Annotated in this window: 29 protein-coding genes and 1 pseudogene; 5 read left to right on the top strand and 25 right to left on the bottom strand. The window is 63.4% G+C overall.

Translation table 11 applies throughout. The features are described from left to right. Positions 1 to 4 precede the first annotated feature (4 nt). The 15 genes and pseudogenes from IVA74_RS16365 to IVA74_RS16295 form a co-directional block, all read right to left on the bottom strand. Positions 5 to 181, bottom strand: a complete 177-nt coding sequence (locus IVA74_RS16365; RefSeq protein WP_247345701.1) for a hypothetical protein — start codon at positions 179 to 181, stop codon at positions 5 to 7. After that, positions 174 to 431, bottom strand: coding sequence for a hypothetical protein (locus tag IVA74_RS16360; protein WP_247345696.1), 258 nt, complete (start codon positions 429 to 431; stop codon positions 174 to 176). The genes IVA74_RS16365 and IVA74_RS16360 overlap by 8 nt, the downstream gene beginning before the upstream one ends. Positions 432 to 660: 229 nt before the next feature. Next, complete coding sequence (locus IVA74_RS16355; RefSeq protein ID WP_247345692.1) at positions 661 to 1,779, bottom strand: helix-turn-helix transcriptional regulator; 1,119 nt, start codon at positions 1,777 to 1,779, stop codon at positions 661 to 663. A 112-nt stretch (positions 1,780 to 1,891) separates the two neighbouring features. Then, positions 1,892 to 3,010 (bottom strand): helix-turn-helix transcriptional regulator, encoded by a 1,119-nt coding sequence (locus IVA74_RS16350; RefSeq protein WP_247345689.1) that lies wholly within the window; start codon positions 3,008 to 3,010, stop codon positions 1,892 to 1,894. Positions 3,011 to 3,451: 441 nt separating this feature from the next. Then, positions 3,452 to 3,700, bottom strand: coding sequence for a hypothetical protein (locus tag IVA74_RS16345; protein WP_247345687.1), 249 nt, complete (start codon positions 3,698 to 3,700; stop codon positions 3,452 to 3,454). Positions 3,701 to 3,745: 45 nt separating this feature from the next. Continuing rightward, positions 3,746 to 3,847, bottom strand: a complete 102-nt coding sequence (locus IVA74_RS16340) for a DUF3455 domain-containing protein (RefSeq protein ID WP_346730952.1) — start codon at positions 3,845 to 3,847, stop codon at positions 3,746 to 3,748. Between the two features lie 23 nt (positions 3,848 to 3,870). Beyond that, on the bottom strand, positions 3,871 to 4,842 hold the full coding sequence (locus IVA74_RS16335; RefSeq protein ID WP_247345684.1) for an AraC family transcriptional regulator: 972 nt from the start codon (positions 4,840 to 4,842) through the stop codon (positions 3,871 to 3,873). 219 nt (positions 4,843 to 5,061) lie between these two features. After that, a complete protein-coding gene (locus IVA74_RS16330; protein WP_247345680.1) occupies positions 5,062 to 6,219 on the bottom strand; it encodes a LuxR C-terminal-related transcriptional regulator in 1,158 nt (385 codons plus the stop codon). Between the two features lie 292 nt (positions 6,220 to 6,511). Beyond that, positions 6,512 to 7,024 carry a hypothetical protein gene (locus tag IVA74_RS16325; RefSeq protein WP_247345677.1) on the bottom strand — a complete coding sequence of 171 codons (513 nt, stop codon included), beginning with the start codon at positions 7,022 to 7,024 and terminating at the stop codon, positions 6,512 to 6,514. Positions 7,025 to 7,116: 92 nt separating this feature from the next. Next, on the bottom strand, positions 7,117 to 7,563 hold the full coding sequence (locus tag IVA74_RS16320; protein WP_247345672.1) for a MaoC family dehydratase: 447 nt from the start codon (positions 7,561 to 7,563) through the stop codon (positions 7,117 to 7,119). 380 nt (positions 7,564 to 7,943) lie between these two features. After that, positions 7,944 to 8,366 carry a hypothetical protein gene (locus IVA74_RS16315; RefSeq protein ID WP_247345670.1) on the bottom strand — a complete coding sequence of 141 codons (423 nt, stop codon included), beginning with the start codon at positions 8,364 to 8,366 and terminating at the stop codon, positions 7,944 to 7,946. 12 nt (positions 8,367 to 8,378) lie between these two features. Further along, complete coding sequence (locus IVA74_RS16310; protein WP_247345667.1) at positions 8,379 to 8,600, bottom strand: hypothetical protein; 222 nt, start codon at positions 8,598 to 8,600, stop codon at positions 8,379 to 8,381. Between the two features lie 109 nt (positions 8,601 to 8,709). Beyond that, complete coding sequence (locus IVA74_RS16305; RefSeq protein ID WP_247345664.1) at positions 8,710 to 9,528, bottom strand: lytic murein transglycosylase; 819 nt, start codon at positions 9,526 to 9,528, stop codon at positions 8,710 to 8,712. A 129-nt stretch (positions 9,529 to 9,657) separates the two neighbouring features. Next, a pseudogene (locus tag IVA74_RS16300) lies at positions 9,658 to 10,463 on the bottom strand (shikimate dehydrogenase). Further along, positions 10,460 to 12,328 (bottom strand): NAD(P)/FAD-dependent oxidoreductase, encoded by a 1,869-nt coding sequence (locus IVA74_RS16295; RefSeq protein WP_247345661.1) that lies wholly within the window; start codon positions 12,326 to 12,328, stop codon positions 10,460 to 10,462. The pseudogene IVA74_RS16300 and the gene IVA74_RS16295 overlap by 4 nt, the downstream one beginning before the upstream one ends. 176 nt (positions 12,329 to 12,504) lie before the next feature. On the opposite strand from IVA74_RS16295, the gene IVA74_RS16290 reads away from it, so the two are divergent. Continuing rightward, entirely contained in the window at positions 12,505 to 14,130 is a 1,626-nt protein-coding gene (locus IVA74_RS16290) for a long-chain fatty acid--CoA ligase (RefSeq protein ID WP_247345659.1), read from the top strand. Between the two features lie 52 nt (positions 14,131 to 14,182). After that, on the top strand, positions 14,183 to 15,394 hold the full coding sequence (locus IVA74_RS16285; RefSeq protein WP_247345656.1) for an acyl-CoA dehydrogenase family protein: 1,212 nt from the start codon (positions 14,183 to 14,185) through the stop codon (positions 15,392 to 15,394). A 21-nt stretch (positions 15,395 to 15,415) separates the two neighbouring features. Here IVA74_RS16285 and IVA74_RS16280 read toward each other — a convergent pair whose 3' ends face one another. From IVA74_RS16280 to IVA74_RS16265, 4 genes are read right to left on the bottom strand one after another with little or no spacing between them, the layout of a single operon-like run. Continuing rightward, positions 15,416 to 16,282 (bottom strand): HlyD family secretion protein, encoded by an 867-nt coding sequence (locus IVA74_RS16280; RefSeq protein WP_247345653.1) that lies wholly within the window; start codon positions 16,280 to 16,282, stop codon positions 15,416 to 15,418. Beyond that, entirely contained in the window at positions 16,279 to 16,485 is a 207-nt protein-coding gene (locus tag IVA74_RS16275) for a DUF1656 domain-containing protein (protein WP_247345648.1), read from the bottom strand. Before IVA74_RS16275 ends, IVA74_RS16280 begins: the two co-directional genes overlap by 4 nt. Continuing rightward, positions 16,482 to 18,533 (bottom strand): FUSC family protein, encoded by a 2,052-nt coding sequence (locus IVA74_RS16270; RefSeq protein ID WP_247345645.1) that lies wholly within the window; start codon positions 18,531 to 18,533, stop codon positions 16,482 to 16,484. Before IVA74_RS16270 ends, IVA74_RS16275 begins: the two co-directional genes overlap by 4 nt. 2 nt (positions 18,534 to 18,535) lie before the next feature. Next, positions 18,536 to 19,021, bottom strand: coding sequence for a MarR family transcriptional regulator (locus tag IVA74_RS16265; RefSeq protein ID WP_247345643.1), 486 nt, complete (start codon positions 19,019 to 19,021; stop codon positions 18,536 to 18,538). Positions 19,022 to 19,112: 91 nt separating this feature from the next. Between IVA74_RS16265 and IVA74_RS16260 the strand changes: the two genes are divergently transcribed. Next, the gene (locus IVA74_RS16260; protein WP_247345639.1) at positions 19,113 to 19,412 is read left to right on the top strand and encodes a hypothetical protein; all 300 of its coding nucleotides are present in this window, start codon (positions 19,113 to 19,115) and stop codon (positions 19,410 to 19,412) included. 11 nt (positions 19,413 to 19,423) lie between these two features. Here IVA74_RS16260 and IVA74_RS16255 read toward each other — a convergent pair whose 3' ends face one another. Together IVA74_RS16255 and IVA74_RS16250 are read right to left on the bottom strand one after the other, a co-directional pair. After that, a complete protein-coding gene (locus IVA74_RS16255) occupies positions 19,424 to 20,332 on the bottom strand; it encodes an amino acid ABC transporter substrate-binding protein (RefSeq protein ID WP_247345636.1) in 909 nt (302 codons plus the stop codon). Positions 20,333 to 20,463: 131 nt separating this feature from the next. Further along, positions 20,464 to 20,883, bottom strand: a complete 420-nt coding sequence (locus tag IVA74_RS16250; RefSeq protein WP_247345633.1) for a nuclear transport factor 2 family protein — start codon at positions 20,881 to 20,883, stop codon at positions 20,464 to 20,466. 144 nt (positions 20,884 to 21,027) lie between these two features. Between IVA74_RS16250 and IVA74_RS16245 the strand changes: the two genes are divergently transcribed. Next, positions 21,028 to 22,269 (top strand): amidohydrolase family protein, encoded by a 1,242-nt coding sequence (locus IVA74_RS16245; RefSeq protein ID WP_247345630.1) that lies wholly within the window; start codon positions 21,028 to 21,030, stop codon positions 22,267 to 22,269. A 212-nt stretch (positions 22,270 to 22,481) separates the two neighbouring features. Next, positions 22,482 to 22,793: a hypothetical protein gene (locus tag IVA74_RS16240; RefSeq protein WP_247346774.1), complete on the top strand. Its 312-nt coding sequence runs from the start codon at positions 22,482 to 22,484 to the stop codon at positions 22,791 to 22,793. Between the two features lie 12 nt (positions 22,794 to 22,805). Here the strand turns inward: IVA74_RS16240 and IVA74_RS16235 are convergent, their stop codons facing one another. From IVA74_RS16235 to IVA74_RS16220, 4 genes are read right to left on the bottom strand one after another with little or no spacing between them, the layout of a single operon-like run. After that, complete coding sequence (locus tag IVA74_RS16235) at positions 22,806 to 23,729, bottom strand: DUF1932 domain-containing protein (RefSeq protein ID WP_247345627.1); 924 nt, start codon at positions 23,727 to 23,729, stop codon at positions 22,806 to 22,808. After that, positions 23,729 to 24,598 carry a hypothetical protein gene (locus IVA74_RS16230; protein WP_247345624.1) on the bottom strand — a complete coding sequence of 290 codons (870 nt, stop codon included), beginning with the start codon at positions 24,596 to 24,598 and terminating at the stop codon, positions 23,729 to 23,731. Before IVA74_RS16230 ends, IVA74_RS16235 begins: the two co-directional genes overlap by 1 nt. Positions 24,599 to 24,622: 24 nt before the next feature. Further along, on the bottom strand, positions 24,623 to 25,306 hold the full coding sequence (locus tag IVA74_RS16225; RefSeq protein ID WP_247345621.1) for a 4-carboxy-4-hydroxy-2-oxoadipate aldolase/oxaloacetate decarboxylase: 684 nt from the start codon (positions 25,304 to 25,306) through the stop codon (positions 24,623 to 24,625). Then, on the bottom strand, positions 25,303 to 26,016 hold the full coding sequence (locus IVA74_RS16220) for a PIG-L deacetylase family protein (protein ID WP_247345618.1): 714 nt from the start codon (positions 26,014 to 26,016) through the stop codon (positions 25,303 to 25,305). The genes IVA74_RS16225 and IVA74_RS16220 overlap by 4 nt, the downstream gene beginning before the upstream one ends. Positions 26,017 to 26,027: the final 11 nt, after the last annotated feature.

Raw genomic sequence — 26,027 nt, 5'->3', positions numbered from 1 at the left:
CCGGTCAGTCGTAGGGAATTTGCGAGACTGGGACATCGGCGCTCACGGTGCAAACGGCCGGCTCGAGTGGAATCGACGGATGCGCGTAAGCGCAAGATCGCTCCAGCACCGCGAGGCCGACCAGTTGGAGAGCGACGAGCGCCGCGGTCAGCGCGATCGCGACGACGCTGGCGTTACGCACGCTCGAATTCGGGGTGGCCGGTCTTGCGCTCGCGCGGATCAACTCCGTTGGCATTTTCAAAAGTATCCTCTTCACGGGAGACGGGAATAATTTCATTCAAACACGGCGCTTCGTGCCGCTGCTCCAGCAGGTGGCGATAGCGCCGCAACGCGCGCTGCGCGTCGATTTCGCGCTGCGCGCGGAATGCCTCGCCTATGCGGGCGACGATATCGCGGAACCTGCTTGTCAGAACCGGTGACGCCGTTCGCATGGCAATCTCCTCTCAACCTGCACGAGAGCTTGACGGGATTCACTTCCGCTAGCAGTGAGTTGCTTCACACAAATATCTGATACGTCGAACAACAGATCGTGTGACGTCTAGTAGAAGACAACGCGGAAAATCGCGTCATTCGATCGAACGACGCACGATAACTTTCTAATGATGCTTCTGATTGAACCTATTGCGAGCTGCGGCGACTCGCCTGCGCCTTGAGCGCGTCTCAGTGCACGAGCGGATTGGAGAATCCAGCTGCGAGCTTGACGAGATCGGCCTGACGGGAAACGCCGGTCTTGGCGAACACCCGATGCAGATGCGTCTTCACCGTCGTCTCCGCGATACCGAGCGCAACCGCCGTCTCCGGGACACCGCCGACATCGACGATCGACTGCAGGACCCTGAGTTCTGCAGGAGTAAGTTCGAAGGTGCGATCGATGAGGCCGGCACATGAGCGGCCGTCGAGTTCCGCTTTCCAGATGAACAAGGCGCCCACGGCGGAACTGCGCTCCGCCGAACCTTCGCGCAGCAGCGACGGCAGCGCGATGACTTGCGCGACATAGTAGGAACCGTCATGCGACATCAGCGGAATTTTCCGCCCCGAAGAGGCCGCCAACGCGACCTCGCCGGTGTCACGGAAGATATCGCGCAGAGCCGAATTTACAGCGGGGGATCTCGCCACCAGCCGGCCTGCGATAGACCGCAGGACATCATCGACACCAAGGATCGTCTCCGCGGCCGGATTGCTATGGACGATATGACACGCCGAATCGAGCAGGATCACGCCGGCATTCAACTGGTCCACGACGTCGGCGAGCGCGATCGCGCGCTGCTGCTTCCGCTCGATCGCCCGGTTGATGAGCAGCGCCCGGCTCGCATGCGGAACCAGGAACTGGATCCGCGCCCGCTGCTCGGCGTCGAGCATCTCCCTGCCCGGGATCACGGTCATCAGCATCGGACACGGCGACTTCGACTGCTCCAGCACGACGTTCGCGACATCGATGCAGCCTTGGGGGCGCAGCCATTCCTGATAGAAGCGGCCACGGCGGTATTCGTCGAAATCCACTAGATCGGGGATATTGCGCACCTCGCCATAGCGCGGAAGCCGCGCAAGCGGGTCGTACCGGGCGTAGGTCTCGGCATAGAGCCGAATGTAGTGCGGATCGACCCCGCAGTAATAATGCGTCGCGCCTGATTTGCTGACGGGGTCCTTTGAAATCAGACCGCAGGCCTGGCTGCCGATGAAGGCATTGAGCTTGACAACGACATCGCTCCACAACTTCGGGTTGAGTCCGGCGTCATAGATGGTCTCGATCAACTCGGACGGTTTTGGAGGTCGGGGCATCGGAACAGCCAATGGTGACACATGGAGATGGCGAAATGCTCTTCGTGCCCGCCGGCCATTGTGAGTCTATCACGGGAGCGAAAGGTTCAACCCTGAAGGCACAATTGGCAGTTTAGTTGACGAGCGGATTGGAGAACCCCGCCGCAAGCTTGACGAGACCGGCCTGACGCGAAACGCCCGTCTTGGCGAACACGCGATGCAGATGCGTCTTCGCCGTCGTTTCTGCGATGCCGAGCGCAACCGCCGTCTCCGGGATGCCACCGACCTCGACGATCGACAGGAACACGCGCAGCTCGGCCGGCGTGAGATCGAACGTCCGCGCGACCAGTTCGCCATAGGACTGTCCGCCAAACGACACCTTGCGCAGCAGCAGCGCGCCGACGGCGTCGACCACCCGCTCGCTGCTGTCCCGCAGCACGGACGACAGCGGCAGGATGTGCGCGACGTAGCGCTCGCCGCCAGGTGAAAGCAGCGGAAACGCATGGTCCGTTGCAGCCAGCAGCGCAATTTCATTGCGGGTCGCGAACGCTTCCCGCAGCGTCTGGTTGGCCTCCGCACTGCTGGTCACGAGTTGCCCGGCAACGGATCGAACCAGATCGTCGGCCGCGAGCAAGGCGCGCCCCGCGGAATTCGCGTGCACCACCCGGCAGAACGCATCGAGCAGAAAGATGCCGCAGGCAAGATTGTCCAGGATTTCCGCGAACGCGGTCGCCAGCGTCAGTTGCGAGGTCATGGCGCGGTTGATCAGCAACGCGCGGCTGGCGTGCGGCACGATCAGCGAGAGCCGCTGCTTCATCACCGGATCCACCATCCGGCGGCCCGACAGCACCGTCATCATCACCGGGCAACTCGCATTCGAATTCTCGAGCACGACGTTGGCCGCATCGCTGCAGCCCTGCGGCTTCATCCATTCCTGGTAAAAGCGCCCTCTCCGATATACGTCGAAATTGACGAGATCGGGAATGCTGGCGATCTGGCCGTGCGGAGGCAGGACCGTGAGCGGATCAAACTTCGAATGCGTCTCGGAATAGAGCTGGATGTAGTGCGGGTCCGCTCCGCAATAATAGTGCGTGACGCCGAACTTGCTGATCGAATCCTTGGAAAACAACCCGCAGGCCTGCCCGCCGACGAAGTCGCGGATGCCGGTGACGACGTTATTCCACAGCGAGGGATCGAGCCCGGCATCGTAGATGGCCTCGACCAGTTCGGCTAGTTTCCGCGGTCCATGCATGGCTATAAATGGCTTGAGCGATCAATATCACCAAGCGTACCACAGCCCAAACATGCGGCATCCTCCGATCGGAGGACGCGCCGGCCGGGCGGATGGAGCCCGGCCGACGGGCGTCGTGCTCAAGCCGCCGGGGCTAATGCCGGCTCAGAACGCGACGCGAACGCCACCTTTCGCGGTGCCGGTGCGGCTCTGGTCGGACATCATCATGCCCTCGACCGCGCCGGCTTCGGCCAGATGTATTGATGTTGATGGCTCCGTTGAAGTTGACGAAGGTCGGTAGCGCGACGGAGTTCAACGATGACACCTTCGTGTTCGGCGCGACGAGATTGACATTGATGGTCGCATTTGACTTGGACGGAGGCGACCGGACCCCGGCTCACAACGAACAGAATCCGTTTCGTCAGCCACTGCTGCACAGTTGCGACACTGCCGCCAAAGGCACTACGCCTGGTCCCAGCCGGCCCTCTCCGCATTCTCCGACCAGACCGCGGCGCGGTAGATCTCGCGCCCGCTATTGTCCCTGACGCAGATCCAGGCGTCGCGATCGCGCAGATCGTCGCGCCACACAAAGAGATGGCTTGCCATCTCGTTGGCCACCACGAATGTTGTTTCGGCGCATTCGAACACCATGCCGCTAGGGTCGATTTTCACGATATTGCCGACCAGAAGGTCGAAGAAAAAACGGCGCATTCAACACTCCGGCTGCCGACGCCGCGCGCAACGCTGCATCATGATCTACTCCGCGCGCCAGAACACGTAGTCCGCCGAATACGGCGCGCTGCGATAAGCCCCGGGCTGTTCGCAAGAACCGCGCACCATGCCGCCTTGTGTGGTGATGCGCTGAAATCAGTCGCGCGCGGTCACGGCATGTCGCCGCTCCTGACGTCGCTGGGCGTAGCGCCATAAGTTCGACGGAAGCAGCGGTTGAAATAAGAGAGATCCCCGAAGCCGACATCGTAGGCGATCGAGCTCACCGTCCGCTCGGCATATCCGGGTTCCCGCAGCATGCGATGGGCGCGCTTGACGCGCTGGTCGATCAGGAAGGAGGAGAACGTCTTGCCGTCGGCCTCGAAAAGGCGCTGGAGATAGCGCGGCGTCACGCCGAGCTCCTGTGCAACCGTGCCCACCGACAGGTCCTGCCGCCAGCAATTGTTGGAGATGGAGACCTTCGCCTTCTGGAGTCGAGCCCCCTTGACGCCGCGCCGTCCGGCCAGTTCACGCGTCTCATGGGGCGCACCGAGCACGAGCGCCAGAAGATCGTGCAGATGTCCGACCCCCAGCTGCCGCAGATTGGGCGTCGCGAAGACTTTCTCCCGCACCAGCGTCACCGCGTAGTCGACCAGCAATCGAAGCCCCGTCGAGCTCCCCGGCATGACACGCATCACGACATCATCGACGTCCACGATCATCGGCGCCAGCACACGTCTCGGCACACGCAGCGAGAAGCAGCTGCCCAGCGACACCCGCTCGAACGTCGTGACGTCCTCCGCGCTGGTCAGGACCGCCTCTCCTGGGTGAAGGCTCAAATCGTGTCCTCGCTCGGATATCCCAAGCACGCCGGATCGATTCACGATCAGGGCGAGGCTGTCGTCGCCATCGGCCACGAGCTGCTTGGTGCGGATGACTCGCGCTCCGCACAATCCTCCGATCAACAGCTGGGCTTCCGGCAAGACGTGAGACGTGAAGCTCGCCGCGGCCGGCTTTCCGTCCCTTGCCTCGACCTCCGCCTTCAACACCCCGCGGCAGTAAAAATCGCGAAGTAGCGGGATGCGCTCGTTTTCGGGAATATCGTTGGTTGAAACATCGAGAACGGAAAAATCAAATTGGCTCACTGCAATCCCTCCAACCGACGAGCAGGTCCGGCCACACGCTGTCGTTTCCTCACACGCGCGTTCGATGCCGTCGCGCGGCGCTTGCTGCTCGTCACTTTTCTGGAGCGCGATATACGAAAGTATCAGATGGCGCGCGTCCTGTATTCGGAGGACCCGCGAGCCTGACTCATCACAATGGATTGAGATCGCTGCGCGTAACAACGAAGCGTGTGAAATGGATCACACGGCGTCTTCACCGCCGTTCGTTCGCCGCGCGAACGGAACGGCAAAGCCGGCTGCGATCTTGACCAGATCAGCCTGCCTGCCTGCGCCTGTCTTTTCGAACAGGCGGCCGAGATGTGTCTTCACCGTCGTCTCGGCGATGCCGAGCTTTGCCGCAATGTCGGGAACTCCGCCAATCTCGACGATGGCCATCAGCACGCGCAGTTCGGACGGCGTCAGCCTGAAGGCCACTGCGATCGCATCGGCTGCGAGCCATGGCGTCGTCGAGGCCTTTTGAACGAAGAGCGCCGTGGCGGCAACATCTCGCGATAGACTGCGATCCCGCTTCAGGGGAAAAGCTTGGAGCAGATAGTGCTGTCCATCGACCGACGTCGCAAGCTCGATCTGTCGGCGAGCAGCGGAAAGAATTTCGCTGTCTGCATCGATTTCGCACAGGCTGCGGAATATTTTGTCGGCCTGGGTGTTGCGGGCCACGATCCGGTCGCCGACGAGTGCCAGCAGATTGGCATCGGCGAACAGCCGGCGGCATGCTGCGTTGGAATGCATGACCCGTCCGTCTGCGTCGAGCAGGCAAACCGCCGTGCTCAACCCGTCGAGGACATCGGCAAGGTCGTCTACGGTATGCGAGCGCGCCCTGATCTGCCGGCCCATGATTCTGGAACGCTGAAGGTGCGGGGCAAGCAGCCGCATGCGCTCCCGCATCGGCTCGTCGACCGTTCCGCGGGACCGGTGGCCCAACACCTGCAGGATCGTGGTGCGCGCGGCCGACTTCTCGAGCGCCACCGTTGCAAGGTCTATCGCTCCTTGCGGCTCCACCCACTCGCGATAGAAGCTCGTTGCCATAAAATCCGCATGCGGCATGACGTCGGTCACGCCGATCGTCTGCTCGGCCGCGAGCGTGAGATGACGATCAATCAGGGGGTCGAGCTCGACATATCGGTCGCGATAAAGCTGACGGAAGCGGGATTCGGTCCCAAAATGCTGATGAATCTCGATCGAGAGCCTGGCTGAATCCCTGGAGAGGATGGTCGCGGCACACCCGCCAACGTAACGGGAGACCTGTTCCAGCGCCCCGCTGCGCAGCGCGGGCTCGACTGCCGCGTCGTAGATCTCGCCGAGCAGAGACGAGAACCGATTTGCCTGGAGGATCGTCATCGGCCGGACGACGCAATCTGCGTGTTGCCTGCGCGCGCGCGAGAGAGCGAGAACCGGGAACTGACGGAGGAGACGGGCCGGTCAATCGCCGCCTTCGACGATGGGAAAACATTGCAACAAAATGCTGGAATATCGAACATCGTCCTTGCGTAACGTCAACCGCAGGATGCGGCTTGGACGTTTTCGCCAAAGACTAGGATAAATGCGAACAGCCGGCGGACTGTGTGCGATGAGTCACGCGCCGGCGCGCACCGCAAGATTTTGTCGCGGCCGATCGTGCCGGCTCCGGCAATTACTTCCGATTCTCCTCGCAGAATTTCAGCGCCGCCAGCGCTTCGCCGGCCCGCGGGATCTGCATCTCGATGCTGTCGTCGTCATCGTCCTCAAAATCGACCGAGAGGCGCTTCGCCTTCGAGAGCCGGTCCATCATCGACTGATCGTATTCGAAGATGCCGCGCACGGTGGTCTTGTCCATGACCTCCCACTTCGCCTTCTTCATGATATCGGCGTCATCGGTGCCGACGTCGGCACGGAGTATCTCGCCAACCTTGTCCCACTCCCAGCCGTCGTAGATCATCACCATCACGATGGCCTTCTCGGAATAGGTGATCACGATGACGTAATCGCGATTCTCGTCTTCCTTGTCCTTGTAGCCGCGGCTCGCATTGCAATGCGCGTCCTGCGTACGCTTTTCGATGTTCCAGTCGCCGACCTTGGATTGTTGCGCCTGCACCGGTCTTGCGGTCAAAGCGACCGCGCTCAAGGCGCCGGCCAGCACCCCGGCGGCGAGAAGGAATCGTTTCATGTCAGCCTCCAGCCTGTTCCCGGGCCAAGATGACCACCTCTGCCGACGGCTCGCAAGGGGTTCAGGCGCCTGTGTAGAGTGCGGCCCGTGCCCTACTCCCGACGCGGCACGATCGCGATCGGGGTAAAGGTGTAAACTTCCTCGCCGTTCTGGTTGAACATCGTCCATTTCACCAGCGCGATGCCCTGCGGCTTGGATTTCGACGGCGTCAGGCTCATGACCTCGCCGACCAGATGCAGGCGGTCATCGGGGCGCACCGGGATGGTCCAGCGCAGCCCGTCGACGCCCGCTCCGATCAGCGGATGCAGGCCGAAGGGGCGGGTCTGGATCGCGAGGTTCATGGCAATCGCGGCGGTGTGCCATCCCGAGGCGGCGAGGCCCTTGAACAGGGTCTCCTTGGCGGCCTCGTGGTCGAGGTGCATCGGCTGCGGATCGAACTCAGCCGCGAAACGCTTGATGTCGGCCTCGGTGACGTGAAATTCAGGGGATTTGAACTGCATTCCGATGGTGAGATCGTCGAACCACTCGACCCGCGCCATGATTTCGCCTCGCAATGTGATGCGCCGCTTCCGCGGCTAACAGGATTGAGGAAGAGCGGGATGTAGCGGCTCCGAAACGCACAAACCAGCCAAGGGGGGCCCACGAAACCCGTTTCCCGATACGACGAAACACGCCTGAAACAGATAGCCGGTTATTTAATGGTCAAAATCATACAGGGACGGCCGCCATGCAATTCTTACTCGACCTGATCTGGGATTATTCCTGCTGTCAGCACCTCGTCGCCCTGCCGCCGCAGGAGGACGAGCTATGATCGAGCTGATCTCGGCCCTGCTCGCCCTTTGCAGCGCCGGCGTTTTTGCCGCGCACGCGCTGGATGCCTATCGCACGACGCATTACTGAGCGGTTCGCCTTCCCGGCGCTAGAACGGCCGGCGGTAAAAGTGCTCCGAATGCGTTGCCGGCGGAAACCTGTTGGCGAGCGCCAATGCGCCCCTCTCGTCCGTCTCGAGCGCGATCTTCTGTGCGAGCATCACGTCCCCGGGGACGAGGAAGCCCGACGGGATGAAGCACCACCCCATCGTCGCAATTCCGGCCTCGTCGATCTCATGGACATTGGCGGCCGTGCCATAATGGATGCGATAGGTCTTACCGGTATCGCAGCCGACGACATCGAAATACCGGTATTGCTCGAACTGAGCGCGCTGCGCCGGTGACAGCCATTCGGCCATAAGCCGGCGGCCGCGGGCATCCGGCGTGTTCTCGCCGAAGAAACGCCGATAGAGTTCGCGTAGGGCATGCAGACGCGCACGCGCCGGCCCGCGGAGCCAGACTGCCGCGATCATGAGCAGCTCAAATCAACCGCCGACCAGGCGGGGATAGAACAGCGTCTCCTGCACGGCCGGGTCGAACGATCGGATCCGGGTGACTTCGCCGGGTCCGGTTCGCAGCGCGGCCGTGAAGCCTGCTCCGGTCAGCTCCCGAAAGCGCCGTTCGGCTCGCGCCAACGCTTCGGCATTGCCAGGATCAAACTCGTGGCGCGTGTCGCCAGTCTGGTCCATCACGATCTGGGTCGCCATGTTGAGTCTCCTCATGCCCAGCCCCGAACTGATCAAAGCAAACGTCGTGCTGTCGGTTCCTGATGGCAACAACTTTCTCGTGCTGGCGCATCACGGCTTGCTGAGCTGCTCAACGCGCGGCGGCTGCTCCTCCTCCCTCGTCGATCTGCCGTCCCATCAGGGCGATCGCCTTCTGATAGACGCCGGCAGCATTCCAGGCCTCGATGGCGCCGAAATTCGCCTCACCCGGCTGGTAACCGGCTCCTGCGCGCCAGCCGTGCGCCTTGAGAAAATTTGCCGTCGAGTTCAGCGCATTGGCGGCAACTTCGAGATTGCCGGTGCCATAGGCCAGGATATTCTTGGGCATGAACTGGGTCTGGCCGACTTCGCCGTGCATCGAGCCGCGGGTTGCCCCGGACAGCGTGCCGCGATCGATCAGCTTCAGCGCCGAATAGAGCTGGTCGGTGAAGAATTCGGGACGGCGGCAGTCATAGGCGAGCGTCGCGATCGAGGAGAGCATGTTCTGGTTGCCGCGCTGGCTGCCGAAGCCGGTCTCCATGCCCCAAATCGCGATCAGCGGGCCCGGCGGGACGCCATAGCGCTGCTGGATCGAGGCGAACAAGGCGGCTTGCGATTGCTTGAGCTGGCGCCCCTTGGCAACGATGGTGGTGGCGCCGCGCTTGGCGAGGAACTGGTCGAGCGTCAGCGAGAAACTGCGCTGGCCGCGGTCGGCCGCGATGGTGGCACTGGCGTAATTGGTCTGCATCAAGGCCGAGAGCGCGGTCTGGCCGACACCCTTGCCTTGCGCCTCCGCGCTGAACTCGCGCTTCCAGGCCTCAAAACCCGCCGACGAACTGCCGCATTGCGCGGCCTCGGCCACAGGCGCCAGCGAGAGAAGCAGCGCGGTAGCACCGATCACCGCCTTTGCAACGGTCCTGCCCTTGATCATTCCTCGTTCCTCTCACTTACGCTGCGCGACCCGGCTCGCGCGGACGCATGATCCTACGTCGGCCCTGATCGTCAAGCCCTAGAAGGGGCAACCGGTGCCGGCAAGGCCCTTTGACACCCGGGTGACCGCCTACCCCTGGCCGTTGTGACCGAGCAGGAAATCCACGATGATGCTCTGGTGCTGCTCGTACATGTCCGTGCCGGTTCCTGTCACGCCGCCAAGCTCTCGGGCCGCCGCGATGAAGGGCGAAACTTCCGGCTTGGTGATCACGCAGCCGCAATAGGCCGACGGCGCAAGCCGCGTGACATCGACCGGCAGCGGGTCGCCGTCCGTCATCCCGGCCGGTGTCGCATTGGCGATGAAGTCGAAGCCCGCGGGATCCGCGGTGCCGACCCGCACAGACGCCTTGCCGAGCCCGTTGAGCCGGCCGATCAACGCGTCGCGGCGCTCAGTTGCGCTGTCATGAATTGCGAGTTCGCTCACGCCGGACTCGACCAGCGCAAGTGCAATCGCCGACCCCGCGCCGCCGGCACCGACGAGAAGTGCCCGCATCCCCTTCGGATCGATCCCCTTCGCCCGCGCCGCTCCGACGAAGCCGAGACGTCCACCATGTCGCCGTGCCAAGAACCGTCGGCGCGCCGCCGCATCAGGTTTACGGTGTGCAGGAAATGTGCGCGCTCCGTCGCACTCGCGCAGGCCTGGTAGCAGGAAAATTTGTGCGGGATGGTCACGACGATGCCGTCGAGATTTTTCAGCCGCGTTGCCACGGAGAGGAAATCGGACAAATCCGCTGGTGCGACCTGAACCGGCACGAGAATGCCGTCGTGCTCCCCTGCGGCGAAGGCGGCGCTGACGCCTGCGGGCGAGCGCACCTGCGCAATGGGATCGCCGACAATGACATAGAGCCGCGTCGCGCCAGATGGTGCCGGGATCATGCCGTTCGAGCCGGAACCGTGGAGCGGTCCGCCTCTCCGGCAATTCCTTGGGTCAATTCCAACCCTGCCAAACTGCCCTCCTTGCGCCACTTGTCGAGTAGCCGCAAGAACGCCACCGGCCCGCGCCAATACTGGCTGTTTCTCGCGGCGATCGGATCGAACACGCCTTCATTGTTGTAATAACCGGGCGTGCACTCCGCGAGATAGGCCTGGCGGCCGAGCGCAGCTTTGACGACCTCGTCGACCCAGGCATTCTCGGCGTCCAGCGTCGGCTCCAGCGTCCGGGCTTTGCGCTTGCGCGCCTCGGCGATCACATAGGCGATGTGCTGCGACTGCTCGTCGATGATGTGCGGGAAGTTGGCGCTCTGGCCGGCCTGCACCGTGACGATCTGGAAGCAGTTCGGGAAGCCGCGGCTGTAGAAGCCGTGCAGCGTCTTGACGCCGTCGCGCCAGCGCGCGGACAGGCTCACACCGTCGCGTCCATACACTTCAAAGCCCATGCGGCGGGCGTAGTCGGTGCCGACCTCGAAGCCGCTGGCATAGACCAGGCAGTCGAGCTCATAGGCCTTGCCGTCGACCACGACGCCATTCTCGGTGATGCGCTCGACGCCCTGCCCCCTGGTGTCGACGAGATGCACGTTGGGATGATTGAAGGTGTCGAGATATTCGTCGTGGAAGCACGGCCGCTTGCAGAACGCCTTGTACCAGGGCTTTAACGCCGAAGCAGTCGCCTCGTCCTTGACGATCGCATCGACGCGTGCCCGGATCTCTTCCATCTTGCGATAGTCGGCCTGCTCGATGACCTTGAGCGCCTCCTCGATCGAGGTCACCGGCTGCTTCTGCCGGCGCGGCGCCAGCAATATCTCGCCGAGCAGGCCGGTCCAGCCGTCCTGCACCAGATCCTGTTCGAACGGCTCGCCGGAGATCACCGCGGTGAAATTGTCCATGCGCTCGCGCTGCCAGCCAGGCTTGAGCCCCTGCGCCCAGCTCTGCTCCGTCGGACGGTCGTCGCGCACCCCGATCGCAGACGGCGTACGCTGGAAGACGTAGAGCTCTTTGGCGGAGCGGCCGAGATGCGGCACGCATTGCACGGCGGTGGCGCCGGTGCCGATGATGCCGACGCGTCTGTCGCCAAGACCGGTCAGACCACCTTCGGCCGTGCCTCCGGTGTAGCCATAGTCCCAGCGGCTGGTGTGAAAGCTGTGTCCCCTGAAGCTTTCTATACCCGGAATGCCAGGCAGCTTCGGACGGCTCAGGGGGCCGCCGGCAAGGATGACGAAGCGCGCGCGGATGCGATCACCGCGATCGGTCTCGACCAGCCAGCGTCCCTCCTGCTCCTGCCATTCCATGCGCGCGATGACAGTCTGAAACAGCGCCCGCCCATAGAGACCGAAGTGACGGCCGATGCGGCGCGAATGTTCGTAGATCTCGGGAGCCCGCGCATGTTTGCGCACAGGCATGTAGCCGGTCTCTTCCAGCAGCGGCAGGTAGATGTAGCTCTCGGTATCGCAGGCCGCACCGGGGTAACGATTCCAGTACCAGGTGCCGCCGAAATCGGCGGCCTTTTCAACGATCCGGAAATCATCGATGCCGGCCGCGCGCAGTCGCGCACCGCAAAGCAGGCCGCCGAAGCCACCGCCGACGATGAGCACCTCGGTCTCTTCGCTGACAGCCTCGCGCGCAAATCCGGAATCGGCCCAGGGATCGTCGAGATAGCGCCCGAACTCGCGGGTCACCTCGACATATTGCGCCTTGCCCTCGGTGCGCAGGCGGCGATCGCGCTCGTCGCGATAGCGCGCACGGAGTGCGGCAATGTCGATTGTAGATTCGCCGGCTGCACCGGTCTTGTGTCTTTCCGCTGACATCCATGTCCTCCACGGCGAACGTTGCTTCGCCGGCAGCTCGCGTCAGTTAGCCCCGAAAAAGTGACGCATGCAATCATGTCCGTCGCTTTTTGCGTGAACGTCGCGTGGCGTTCCGCTAACCTCGAGCGCACATCACAAGCGTACGCCATGCAACGACATGGCGGTCCGGAGGAACGATGCAGGGATTGATGATGGACATGCCGCTTCTGATCAGCGGCCTGATCCAGTATGCCGCGGATTATCACGGCGAGGCCGAGGTCGTCGCGCGCGAGATCGAGGGCGACATCCATCGCTACACCTATGCGGACGCCCATCCGCGCATCAAGCGCATGGCGCTGGCCTTGAAGCGGCTCGGCATGAAGGCCGGCGACCGCGTCGGCACGCTGGCGTGGAATACGCACCGTCACTTCGAGATGTTCTACGCCGCGCCGGGCATGGGCTATGTGCTGCACACCGTCAACCCGCGGCTGTTTCCCGAACAGCTCGTCTACATCGTCAATCACGCCGAGGACCGGCTGCTGTTCATCGACCGCGCTACGCTGCCGATCGTGGAGGCGATCGCGCCGCAGCTCGACTCGATCGAAGCCTATGTCGTGATGTCCGCGCGCGAGCGAATGCCGGAAACCAAGCTTGCCAACGTCCATTGCTACGAGGAGCTTCTGGGACGAGAGAACGACGCCGGCTTCGCCTGGCCGGAGTTCGACGAAAAATCGGCATCCACGATCTGTTACACCTCGGGCACGACGGGCAATCCGAAGGGCGTGATCTATTCGCACCGCGCCGCGATCCTGCAGACCATGACCTGCTCCAGCTTCGACTTCCTGCCGGGCCATGTCGAAGGCGTGCGCGAGGTGATGATGCCGATGGCGCCGCTGTTCCACGGCAACGGCTGGAACATGCCGTTCACCGCGCCCTATACCGGATCGAAACTGGTGCTGCCTGGTCGCAATTACGAGCCGGACAAGCTCTACGAGCTGCTCGAAGGCGAGAAGGTGACGCTGTCGGCGGGCGTGCCGAGCTTCTGGCTGATCCTGCTCGACTGGCTCAGACGCACCGGCAACAGATTCTCGACATTGCGCGCAACGCTGTCGTCAGGCTCGGCGCCGCCGCGCGCCATGGTCGAGAAGCTCAAGCGCGACTACGACGTCGACTACATCCAGGCCTGGGGCATGACCGAGGCCCTGGGCTGCTCGATGCCGGGCCTGCGGCCGGGCTCCGAGCATCTCGGCGACAAGGAGAAATTTGACCGCCGCCAGGTGTCGGGTCGCGCCTGCTTCGGCACCGCGCTGCGCATCGTCGATGACGGCGGTGTCGAGTTGCCGCGCGACGGCAAGAGCGTCGGCCATCTGCGCGCGCGGGGGCCGTGGGTTGCCTCCGGCTACATGAAGCTCGACGAAGGCCTCGACCGCGACGGCTGGCTGATCACCGGCGACATGGCCGTGATCGACCCGCAAGGCCACGTCACGCTCACCGACCGCTCCAAGGACGTGATCAAGTCCGGCGGCGAGTGGATCTCCTCGATCCAGCTCGAGGACGTCGCCTTGTCTCACCCCGATGTGTTGCAAGCCGCCGTGGTCGCGATCAACCACCAGAAATGGCAGGAGCGGCCCCTGCTCCTCGTGGTCCGCAAGAAGGGCGCGAACGTTGACGGCAAGACTTTGCTCGATCACATGCGTCCGAAGATCGCGAGCTGGTGGATGCCTGACGCCGTCGAGTTCATGGACGAATTCCCGATGACCGGCACCGGCAAGGTACTCAAATCAGCGCTGCGCGAGAAATTCAGAGAGTACCGCGTCGCCTGAGCCGACCGCCCGATCGCGCAACCGGCTTGTCTATCGATCAAGGAGACGAAAGATGCTCTACCCGATGTCGCCCAAAGTCGGCGAGCTCAAGCGCAAGCTCGAAAATTTCATGGACCGGCACATCTATCCGAACGAGGAACGCTTCTATCGCGAGGCGGAAGAACTCGGGCCGTGGAAGGTCTATCCGGTTGTCGAGGAGCTGAAGCCGCTGGCGCGCGCCGAAGGTCTCTGGAACCTGTTCCTGCCTGAATCCAGTCACGGCGCGGGCCTGACCAATCTCGAATATGCCCCGCTCTGCGAGGTCATGGGCCGCTCGCATCTCGCGCCCGAAGTGTTCAACTGTTCGGCGCCCGACACCGGCACCATGGAGGTGCTGGAGCGCTACGGCACGGAGAAGGACAAGGAGCGCTGGCTGAAGCCGCTGCTCGCAGGCGAAATCCGCTCCTGCTTCGCCATGACCGAGCCTGCGGTCGCCTCATCCGATGCGACCAACATCGAGAGTTCGATCGTCCGCGACGGCGACCATTACGTCATCAACGGCCGCAAATGGTACACGACCAACGCGACCGACCCGCGCTGCAAGATCTGCATCTTCATGGGCAAGACCGATCCTGACAATGCAGACCGCCACAAGCAGCAATCCATGATCCTGGTGCCGATGGAGACATCAGGCGTCGAGATCAAGCGTGCCCTGCCCGTGTTCGGCTTCTACGGCGTGCCCGACCGTGCCTCCGAGGTCGTCTTCACCAATGTGCGGGTCCCAAAGGAAAACATCCTGCTCGGCGAGGGCCGCGGTTTCGAGATCGCGCAGGGACGCCTCGGACCCGGCCGCATCCACCATTGCATGCGGCTGATCGGGCTCTCCGAACGCACGCTGGAAAAGATGTGCCGCCGGGTGCGCAGTCGCGTCGCCTTCGGCAAGCCGGTTTCCGAGCAGACAGTGACGCAGGAGCGCATCGCAGAAGCCCGCATCATGATCGAGCAGGCCCGGCTGCTAACGCTCAACGCCGCCTATGCGATGGACATCGTCGGCAACAAGGTGGCGAAAGCCGAGATCGCGATGATCAAGGTCGCCGTGCCGAACATGGCCTGCCAGATCATCGACTGGGCGATCCAGGCGCACGGCGGCGGCGGCACGTCGAACGATTTTGGATTGACGCAGGCCTATGCGACCGCGCGCTTGCTGCGCCTCGCCGACGGCCCCGACGAGGTCCATCGCAATCAGATCGCACGGTTCGAACTGAAGAAATATTCGAACGCTTGAATCGAGCGATGGCAATCGCGCCTAGTTCAGCACCTCCACCGTCGCCGAGCGTCCCGCGACCAGCGACATATTCTCAGGCACCGGATCCAGCGCGATGCGTACCGGCACGCGCTGGGCGAGGCGGACCCAGCTGAAGGTCGGGTTGACGTTCGCAAGCAGGCTTGCCCCCTCGGCGCGGTCGCGGTCCTCGATGCCGGCGGCGATGCTCTCGACACGGCCTGGCAGCATGATCTTCTCGCCCATCAGCCGGACCTGGACCTTGTCGCCGATACGAATGCGCGCAAGTTTTGTCTCCTCGAAGTAGCCTTCCACATGCAGCGTGTCGGTGTCGACGAGTGCCATCACGCCTTTCCCGGCCGTCACGTAAGCGCCGGGACGCAAATCCATGTTGGTGATCACGCCATTCACGGAGGCGTGGACTTCGCTGCGATCGAGGTTGAGCTGGGCGACCGCGCGGTCGGCGACGGCCGCATCGAACGCCGCCTTGGCCTGGAGCTGGGTGGCCAGCACCTGCTCCTGCTTCTGCTGCGACACGGCGTCGGTCGTCAGCGCGTTGTAGCGCTTCAGATCGGCATTGGCCTGGTCGAGCGTCGCCTGATGACCAGCCACCGACGCATCGGCTTGCCGCAACGCCAGCGCAAAACGTTCACGGTCGATCCGGAACAACACGTCGCCGCGATGAACCTTCTGGTTGTCCTTCACCAGCACTTCGGTCACGAAACCCGACACATCGGGCGCGACCTGCACCACATCAGCGCGCACGCGGCCGTCGCGGGTCCACGGCTGCTCCATATAATAGACCCAGAGCTCACGGCCGACAGCGAGCGCCGCGACGATGGCAAGCGCGGTGAGTGCAAGGCGACCGAGCCAGGCAAAATTCCCCTTCATGGCAAAAACTCCGAGAGATAGACGACGACGCCGAGAAGGCAGACGAAGATCGCGAAATCGAACAGCGCGCGGTGCCAGACCAGCCGATAAAGGTCGAAGCGCTGCATGAGCCGGCGAAGCACGGCGCTCAATGCATAGGCGACGATGATCCACAACAGCAGCGCCGGCACGAGCACGCCGTAAATGTCGATCTGATATCTCATGCCGCAACACTCTCGCCTGCGCGCGGCCGATAGGCCGGTGCGTCCGGAAACAGGCCGCGGCGGATGCCGACGAGGCCGATCAGGGCATCCTCGCGCGCTGTTTCGTTGGGATCCTTCAACGCCCGGGCCAGCGCCCGATCGACGCTGGTCAGGAGTTCGACCGGCATTCCATCGCCCGCATATTTGCGGCAGGCGATGGCGAGCTGGTCGAGCATGTCGTCGATGACGGAAATGGTCGATGCCGCGAGGCCATAGCGAGCGCGTCGCAGGTCGATGATGTTGATTCCGATGCGAAGCTGAACGAGGCTGTCGGTATCGCGGCGATCGCTCTCCGAGAGAAAAGCGATGCGTTGCACCAACAACCCGAGCCGGTGCAGCATGAGGCCGGCAAACTCCGCCCGGTCGCGCTTGCCGCGGCGCTCGGCAGCGACCGCAAGCGTCATCCAGTTCGACAGCACCAGGCGATTGGCGATCCACTCGGCGCCCACCCCACGTGCGATGCGCGTCACGAGTTCGGCGATGGCCACGCCGACGAAGAACGCGACCGCCGAATTGGCGTAAGACCCGAAATCCGCGCTGTAGGTCGATTGCAGCGCCAGCAGCGTCGACGTGTTGGCCGCGAGCGCCGTGCCGGTGCCGGCCGTCGCCGGCCGCGCAATCAGGAAGCCGTAGAGCAAGAAGGTCGGCGCGAGCGCGGCGACAAGCACCTCAATATGAGAAATCGCAGGCACCAGCGCGAACAAATAGACCGCGACGACCACAATGGCGACCAGCGACCACAGGCCGAAGCTACGGATGAAGCGTGCGGGCTCGTCCTGCGCGGCGAAGAAGGAACACGCGACCGCAGCCATCATCGGCGCCGACGCACCGTCGGGCCAGCCGGTCCCGATCCAGAACGCGCAGCAGATCAGGATGGCCGTGGCCGCACCGGCCGCCGACCACAAAGCAAGGCCGCGGTCGCGATGACGCACGGGCGCGGCGCCGGCCTCGGAATGAAAGGCCAAATCGAGGGTTGAAACATTGCTGCCTTCGGCAATCGCCTCGGTCAACGCACGGCAGTCGCGTGATAGGTCGACCAGGTCGCGCAGCCGCGACAGCAGGCTCGTGGTGATGATCCGCTCCCAGGACGCCTTGTCATCGAGCACCGCCTGCCGCTCCGCGATGACGGCGCGGATCCGCTCGGCCGGCTGCCGTGCGCTGAGGTCGCTCGTGATCCATTGCGCCAGATCCTGCAGCAGCCGCTTCAGCTCCGGCTGCCGGCGCAGTGCCTCCTCACCTAACGCGGCCAGCCGATCCTCGAGCGAGGCGATCACCGGCAACAGCATCAGCATGCGCAAGCGGATTTCACCGAGGCCACTCACCGCATTGCGATCGGTCAGCCGGTCATAGGCAAGGTGGGTGGAGAGCGTGTCGATCTCGACGATGTCGGTTGCGAGCTTGAGGCGCCTGGGGCGGCGGGATTCGCTGGTGCCCTCGCGCAACAGCACGGTCTGGCTGAGACGGCGCGCATCAGACAGCCAGAGATCGACACGGCTCGCAACCGCAGGTGCAACGCTGCGGGGGAAGATGATGGTGGAGACGAGGCTGGCGCAGATGATGCCGAGCGAAATCTCTTCGACCCGAGATACCGCCGTGTCAAAGATGGCGCCGGGCTCGGACACAGCGGGAAAGCCGATCAGCGCGACCGTGTAGCCGGCCAGCATGAAGACATAGCTGCGCGGCGTGCCGTCGAGCAGCGACAGATAAAGGCAGAGCCCGACCCAGAGCGCGATCGCAAGGCACAGAAGCTCGGGCGCATTGATCAGGTTCGGCACCAACGCCACCGTCATGATCGCGCCGACCAGCGTGCCCATCACCCGGAAGAATGCCTTCGAGCTGGTCGCACCCGCCAGCGGCTGCGAGGTGATGTAGACGGTGGCCATCGCCCAGTAGGGCCGCGGCAAGTCCATCGCCAGCGCGATGACGAGCGCCAGGATCGACGCGGCAAACGTCTTCAACGCGAAAATGAGGTCCGCGTGGCGGACCAGGAACGGCTCGTCTGCGCGCATGACTATTTCGCCTCTGGAAACGTCTTTGGAAGTGCCTTGGCTTCCTGCAGGCGACTGGCCCGCTGCTCGATGCGCTGAAGAGTCTCGAAGGTTATCGCAAGTTCCTCGGGCCCGACATCCCTGAGGAGGCTGGCTCGAACGCGCCGCAGAATGCGGTTGGTCTCCTCGACCTTGGCATCGCCGGCTTTGGTCAGATGTAGCGTTTTGGCACGGCGGTCGGTCGGGTCTTCTCGGCGTTCAACCAGACCCTCGGCCTGGAGCAGGTCGATCAGACGGACCAGCGATGGCCCCTCGATACCGAGCTCGTCGGCGAGCACACCCTGCCGGACGTTCGCGCCCTGGCGCGACAACACCAGCAGCGGGATAGCCGTCGCATAGGACAGGCCGTGATCGGACAACGCCTGATCCGACTCGCGCCGCCAGATCCGGCCAAGGCGCGTGACGAGCCGGCCGATTTCGGCGTGGATATGAGCCTGCGAAGGAGCCATGCAAATTAGATAGGACGCGAACTATTAGCCTGCAACTATATAGCCGCGCATATTGCAACAGATCACCCAAAAGCGAACGAGGACAACCCAGATGGGACCGGGTTCCGCGACGGACGGAACTGGCCGGCATTCGCTACGCCTGGCGCATGCTCGGCCTGCTCATCGTACGCTGACGGCGGAATTGTCGCGCAGCACGGCGATCAACCGTCAGGGCATGATCATGGGCCTCAATCAGTCGCTGATGTCAGGCGCCAATATCAGCGCCCCACTAATTAGCGGCGCGCTGATCGGCCATCGGCTCTTCGTCTCGTGGGCGTTGGCAATGGCTGCGATCGCGGCAATCGGCGTGGCGCTGGCCGGCCAACTCCTCGACACGCCGCGGACGCGCTAGCGCCCCTCGCCTCAGTTCACCGCATACACATCAGGATCAAAACTGGAGCTCGGCTTCTTGAAGGAGCTGCGCAGGGCCGGTGACATCGGGACGTTGTAGTTGAGGCCGCTCGGCGGCGTCGGCGATTGCAGCCACTTCTTGTAGAGGACCTCGATCTCCGGGCTCGCGTACAGCTCCGCAGTCGCGCGGTCGGCGAGCGCCTTGAACGGCGCGTCATCCCGCCGCAGCATGATCCCGTAAGGCTCCGGCTTCGAGAACGTCTCCTCGCTGATCATGAACAGCTGCGGCTCCTTCGAGCGCGCGATCGCGACTGCGAGCTGCACGTCGTCGAGCGCGTAGGCCTGCGCGCGGTCGGTTTCCAGCAACAGGAAGGCCTCGGCCTGGTCCTTGGCCGGCATCACATTGATGCCGAGATTGTGCTCGGTGTTGACCTTGGCGAGCTGCGTCAAATTGACCGAGCCGGCCACTGCCGTCACCGCCTTGCCCTTGAGATCGTCGATGGTGTTGATCTTCGCGGCTTTCTTGGCCGCAAATCGCGTCGCGCTGAGGAAGTGCGTATTGGTGAAGGCGACCTGCTTCTGGCGATCGGCGTTGTTGGTGGTCGCCGAGCAATGCAGATCGAGCGTGCCGTTGACCATCAGCGGAATCCGGTTCGACGACGTCACGGCGAGAGTGTCGACCGCGATATCGGGCATGCCGAGCTGCTTCTTCACGGCGTCGACGATCTTGAGGCAGATGTCCATGGCGAAGCCGACCGGCTTCTGGTTTCCGTCCAGATAGCTGAACGGGACCGAGGCCTCCTGATAACCCAACGTGATCTTCCTGGTCTCCTTGACCTTCTGGAGCGTGCCCGTGAGGTCTTCGGCTGAGGCGGCAGTCGCAAGGCATGTGAGGGCCAGGACAACGGTGGGTAAACGCATCGGGGGCTCCTAAAGAAACTTGCGCGTCCATGCCGGGCGCAGCAATCGCAAGGTTGATAGCGCAGGCACGCGCCAGCCGCCAGCGGCCGTTTGTCTCCGTCAATCGGGTCGGCTCGAGCGCCGGGACGGCTCTACGCGTCGATGCCGCGCTGGATCAGGATGCGCTCGGCGCTGTCGTTCCAGACGTCCATCTTGGTGATCTGGCCATTCCGCACCACGAAGCGGTCGACGTAGCGGTTGCCCTCGAACGGGGTCCCATCCTTCCATTCGCCGTAGAGCGTGCCGACGCTGTAGACCACGGTCTCGCCGTCGCCGGGGCAGACGTCGAACCGGTCCATCTTCTTCCTGACCCAGCGGTAACGCTTGGCGTTGAAGGAGGTCGGGCCGCGCGGATGATCGAACTCGCGCCCGCCGGTAAAGGTGATCACCGTGCCCGGCGCCATGTAGGCCGCCGCGGCATCCGGATCGGGGATCATGGATGCCGTGAGATAGGCTTCCACGATTGCCGCATCGGACAACGGACCGGCTTCAGCTCTTGCGGCAACGGACATCGCTCATTCTCCCGGGGTTGCGCAATACTAACCCCGCTCCCCGGGAACACCTGCATATATTTTGAACATTTCCCTCGCTACACTGCCGACAATCCGGAGCCGCCGATCCCGGCCGATTGCCCTAAATTCCTTCCGCAAGAAGCCATGACCACGCAATCAGCATTTGACCTGATTTTTCGCAACGCCGTGTTGCGCGGTGCTGCCAGCCCCGTGGACATCGGCGTCACGCGCGGCCGCATCACCGCCATCGAACCGACACTCGCCTGCGAGGCCGTCGAGGTCGATGTCGCCGGGCGCCTCGCCCTGCCGGGCTTCGTCGACAGCCACATCCATCTCGACAAGGCCTGCCTGCTCGGCCGCTGCGATCATAGTCACGGCAGCGTCTCGGAAGCGATCCGCGCCGTTGCCGGGATGAAGAAGGACTTCACGGTCGAGGACGTTTATGCACGCGGCGCCAGGGTGCTGGAACGCGCCATCGTGCACGGCACGACGCGCATGCGAACCCATGTCGAGATTGATCCGCGCATCGGCTTGCGCGGCTTCGAGGCGGTCAAGTCGCTCAAGCGCGACTATGCCTGGGCAATCGACCTGTCGCTCTGTGTGTTTCCGCAGGAAGGCCTCACCAACGATCCCGGCAGCGAAGGGCTGCTGATCCAGGCGCTCCGCGACGGCGGCGAGGTGATCGGTGGCTGCCCCTACACGGACACCGACCCGAACGCGCATCTCGCACGCATCTTCGATCTTGCCGAAGCGTTCGACGTCGACGTCGATCTCCATCTCGATTTCGATCTCGATCCCTCCTGGTGGCATCTCGACGAGGTCTGCCGGCAGACCGAGCGGCGCAACTACGGGGGACGCGTGGCGATCGGCCATGCGACGAAACTCTCCGCACTGCCACCGGAGCGGCTGAAGGCCGCCACAGCGCAACTGGCGCAAGCCGGCGTTGCCGTCACCGTGCTGCCGGCAACCGATCTCTATCTGATGGGGCGCGAAGCGACCCACAACGCGCCGCGCGGGCTGACACTCGCCCACAAGCTCGCCCGCGAAGGCGTGCTGTGCTCGATCGCGACCAACAACGTGCTCAATCCCTTCACGCCGTTCGGCGATGCCTCACTACTGCGAATGGCGAATTTCTACGCCAATGTCGCGCATGCCTCGGTCAACGACTTCGACGCCTGCCTCGATCTCGTGACCGAGCTGCCGGCGCGGCTGATGAACCTCGCGGATTACGGCATCAAGGTCGGAAACCCCGCCGATCTCGTCGTGCTCGACACGCAAGACAGCCGCTTCGCCATCGCGGAGTTGCCGGATATCGTGATGGGCTTCAAGGACGGCCGGCAAACGTTTGCGCGGCAGCGGCCCACTGTGTTCCGCCCCGGTTCCTGATCCGCTCTCAATGCATATCTGCATTGAAGCGCGGCTGATCGACCACAACTTCCGTTCGATGTTACCGCCGATCGTTCCAAAATTCCGAATCCGGTAGATTCCCGGATAGCAGATTCTTGCTGATTCCCGATAGCTGCCCGCATTGCAAATCCCGCGGCGCCGGTCATTGCAGGACCAGCACTGATGTCTGCATTCAACGGGGAAGCATCGACATGTTCAGCGCATTCAGCAGTATCGACACTCACACCATTCGAGCGAGAACGCCCAGCGAGGCTGCGGTGAAGCGGCTCGACGGCATCGGGCATGTCCTGTCGGACCTCGATCTGGCCGGCGTCCGGACCCAGGATGACCTGACGCGCACGCTCCTCACGCTCGATATCGCCGACAAGTGCATTCGGTCGATCCGCGCAGAATTCCGCACTGAAGTCGCGACCGATCGGCTGGCCCGCAAGGCCGAGAACCTGATGGCGCTGATCGAACGCGCCCGCGACGAGTTCACCGGCTGTCGCACGGCAAAATCCTGAGCAGCAACCGCTTTATTTCTCGCGATTGATCTTCGCCAGGATTTTGTCCGCTTCGCTGCGCCAGTCGGCGCTGCGGGCGAATTCCTTCGTTCCCTTAGGTCCGAACACCCCTTCGTCGGCGAGATCGGCGACCCAGCCCTGACGCTCGGCGGTGCCCTGCGCGGACCACGGCGTCAGCCCCGCCTCGCGCACGGTCTCTGCGACCTCGCGCACTTCCTCGGCGCGGCGGCGGCCATGCTCGATCACGCGCTGGAAGAAATAAGCGCCCTGCTTTTCCCAATTGATCGTGGGGAAGGTTTCCGCCAGTGAAGCCAGCACCGCATCCTCGACGCCATAGGCGCGTGCGGTGGTGAAGCTTTCGATCACCATGGCCTCAAGGCCCTTGATCATGATGCTGCGGCACATCTTGACCGCCGAGGAAACACCGAGCTTGTCGCTCGCAACCTTGGCCGCAAAACCGATCGCGTTCAAAAGCGGCTCCAGCTCCCTGGCGCCGGGACCGCCGAGCAGCAGCGGCACCTTGATGCGATATGGCGGCACCGAGGTCATCACGGCACCCTCGACATACCGCCCGTCCGCGCCGTCGATCAGCGCCGCGGCACGCTGCTTGGCGCCGGGAGACGCCGAATTGAAATCGAGAAACCAGGTGCCCTGATTGATCGCGGCGACGCAGGCTTGCGCCACGGGCACGGCCTGGCTCGCCGTGACGGCAGAGATGAGGAAATCGGATTTCGCGGTCAGCTCAGCGTGAGAAGCGGCCAGCCCGACACCGAATTTCGCCGCATGCGCTTTCAGGGTCGTGCCCTGCTCGTCCCCGAGCTTGATGTCATAGGCTGAGACCTTGATGTCCTGCTGGCGCAGATCCTCGGCCAGAATCCTGCCGACCTCGCCATAGCCGACCAGCCCGATCTGCCATCGTTTGGGATCACCCGCCATCAGTTCAGTCCTCGCGTCGTCTCGTCGAACAGATCCTCGACCGCATATCGGCGCGGGATCAGCGACTGCTGGAACGCGTAGTCGACGATCAGCTGCAGCGGCTTTCTGTTCGCCTCGAACCCGAATGGCACGAGATCAGGTGTTGCCGCCGCGCCGATCTGTTCCTTGTTCTGCTTGAGGAGATCATAGACGCCCGCGACCACATCAGGGTGCGATTTCGCGAGCTGCTCGGTCACGACCACGAGATGGTTGACTGGCACGACGCCGCGACGCGCGTACCATTTGGCGGCTTCCGCGGCCGGATCGGGGAACAGCGTCTTCAGCTTGGGATCATTCGAGGCCTCGCCGAGGACGGCGTCGAGCTCACCGTCGAGCAGCATCTGCAGGATCTTCTTGTCCTTCGGTGCGCGCTCGGTGGTGTCGACATATTCGGCGACGTGCGGATCCTCGAAGGTCACCCAGCGGATGTTGTCGAGATTGACGCCGCAATCGTTGGCGAGGATGCCCCTGATCCAGGCGCCGGTCGTGGTCGTGAACGAGCGGATGCCGACGCGCTTGCCTTCGAGATCGGACGGGCCGAGCGTTCCATGCGCAGGATTATAGAGCGCGTAGGAATGCTGGAAGCGACCGAGCATGGTGGCCGGCAGCAGCACCAGCGGCTTGCAATGCGCCTTCGCCATCAGATAGGTGACGATTGCCATCTCGCAGACGTCAAAAGCCTGCTCGCGCACCATCGGCTTGAATGCGGTGTTGGTCGGCGTGTAATCGAAGAAATCGAGATCGAAACGGTCGGAGCGGAGCTCGCCGCTCTTCACCGACCGGACATGGAGATGACTGCCCAGCACGGCCTTCAGCTTGAGACGATCCATCAGCGCACTCCGCTTCTCTTCGCTTTAGACGTCCTCGGGATTGTCGACATAGACGAGCCCCGCCTTCGCCAAGGCCTCGCGCATGCTGTACATATCGAGCCCGAGTTCGCCCGAGCCGAGCCGCGTGCGCTTGCCGCCCTCGTCCGCATTGCGCTTCTTCGCCTTCTCGGCGACCTCGGCCGCATAGCGCTTCGGCACCGCGACGACGCCGTCGTCATCGGCCACGATGATGTCGCCAGGATCGACGTTGACGCCGGCGCAGACTACGGGGACGTTGACCGAGCCGAGCGTCGCTTTCACCGTCCCCTTGGCCGAAACCGCGCGCGACCACACCGGAAAATTCATCTCGTGCAGCGCTTTGACGTCGCGGCAACCGGCATCGATGATCAGCCCCTGCACGCCGCGTGCCTGAAGCGACGTCGCGAGCAGCTCGCCGAACATGCCGTCGGTGTTGTCCGTGGTGCAGCCGACGACGAGGATGTCGCCCGTTTTGCACTGCTCGACCGCGACATGGATCATCCAATTGTCGCCGGGCTGCGCCAGCACGGTGACCGCGGGACCGGCAATCGAAGCGCCCGGCCACACCGGCCGCAGATAAGGCTTCATCAGCCCGACGCGGCCGTAAGCCTCGTGCACGGTCGAGACGCCATACTCCGCCATCCCTGCGGGATCGGCACGCTTGATGTTGCGAACGACGACCGGCTTCATGCCAGCACCTCCGCAACCGTCGGAAACAGGCGCTGATAGGCCTCGCCATAGGTCATCGGCACACCGGTGTTGCGGCTGCCCTGGATGCCGCGGTTAAGCGCGACGCGCTCGTAATAGCCCCAGAGATGTTTTTGCGCGGCGAGGATCTGGAATGCCTCGTACTTCTCCTTCCAGACCTCGTCGATCTTGAGGAGCAGGTCCGGTTTGTAATTGCACTGCTCCGGCTGGTGCGGCTCGAACAGGAACACCGGCGGCGCGGAGTATTGGTACTGCGCGCCGGGCTTGTGGCCCATGGCCTGCGCGACCACGCGGGTTTCCTGCGCAAAATGCGCCGCGTTCGGATGGTCGAAATTATAGGGGTCTTCCAACGCGTGCGTCAGCACGAAACTGGGATTGAGTTCGCGGTAGATGTCGACCATGCGGTCGAAATGCGCTTCGTTGAGCTTCAGCGGATAGTCGCCGCAATCGAAGAACTCGATCTCGGCGCCGAGCAGCTTTGCGGCCCGCTCCGCCTCATCCTTGCGGCCCGCCTTGACCGACTCCAGCGTCGCGCCTTTTTCCTTCCAGGCGAACTGGCTCTCACCGCGCTCGCCAAAGGACATGCAGACGATCTTCATGCGAAAGCCCTTCTTCGCATGCAGCGCGATGGCGCCACCGGCGCGCCAGACGAAATCGCCCGGATGGGCGGTGATCACGAGACCTGTTTTCATGGGACAAACTC

Origin of the sequence: Bradyrhizobium sp. 132 (genome assembly GCF_023074185.1) — a bacterium.
Classification (GTDB): Bacteria; Pseudomonadota; Alphaproteobacteria; order Rhizobiales; family Xanthobacteraceae; genus Bradyrhizobium.
This window is presented reverse-complemented; position numbering and strand designations above follow the sequence as displayed.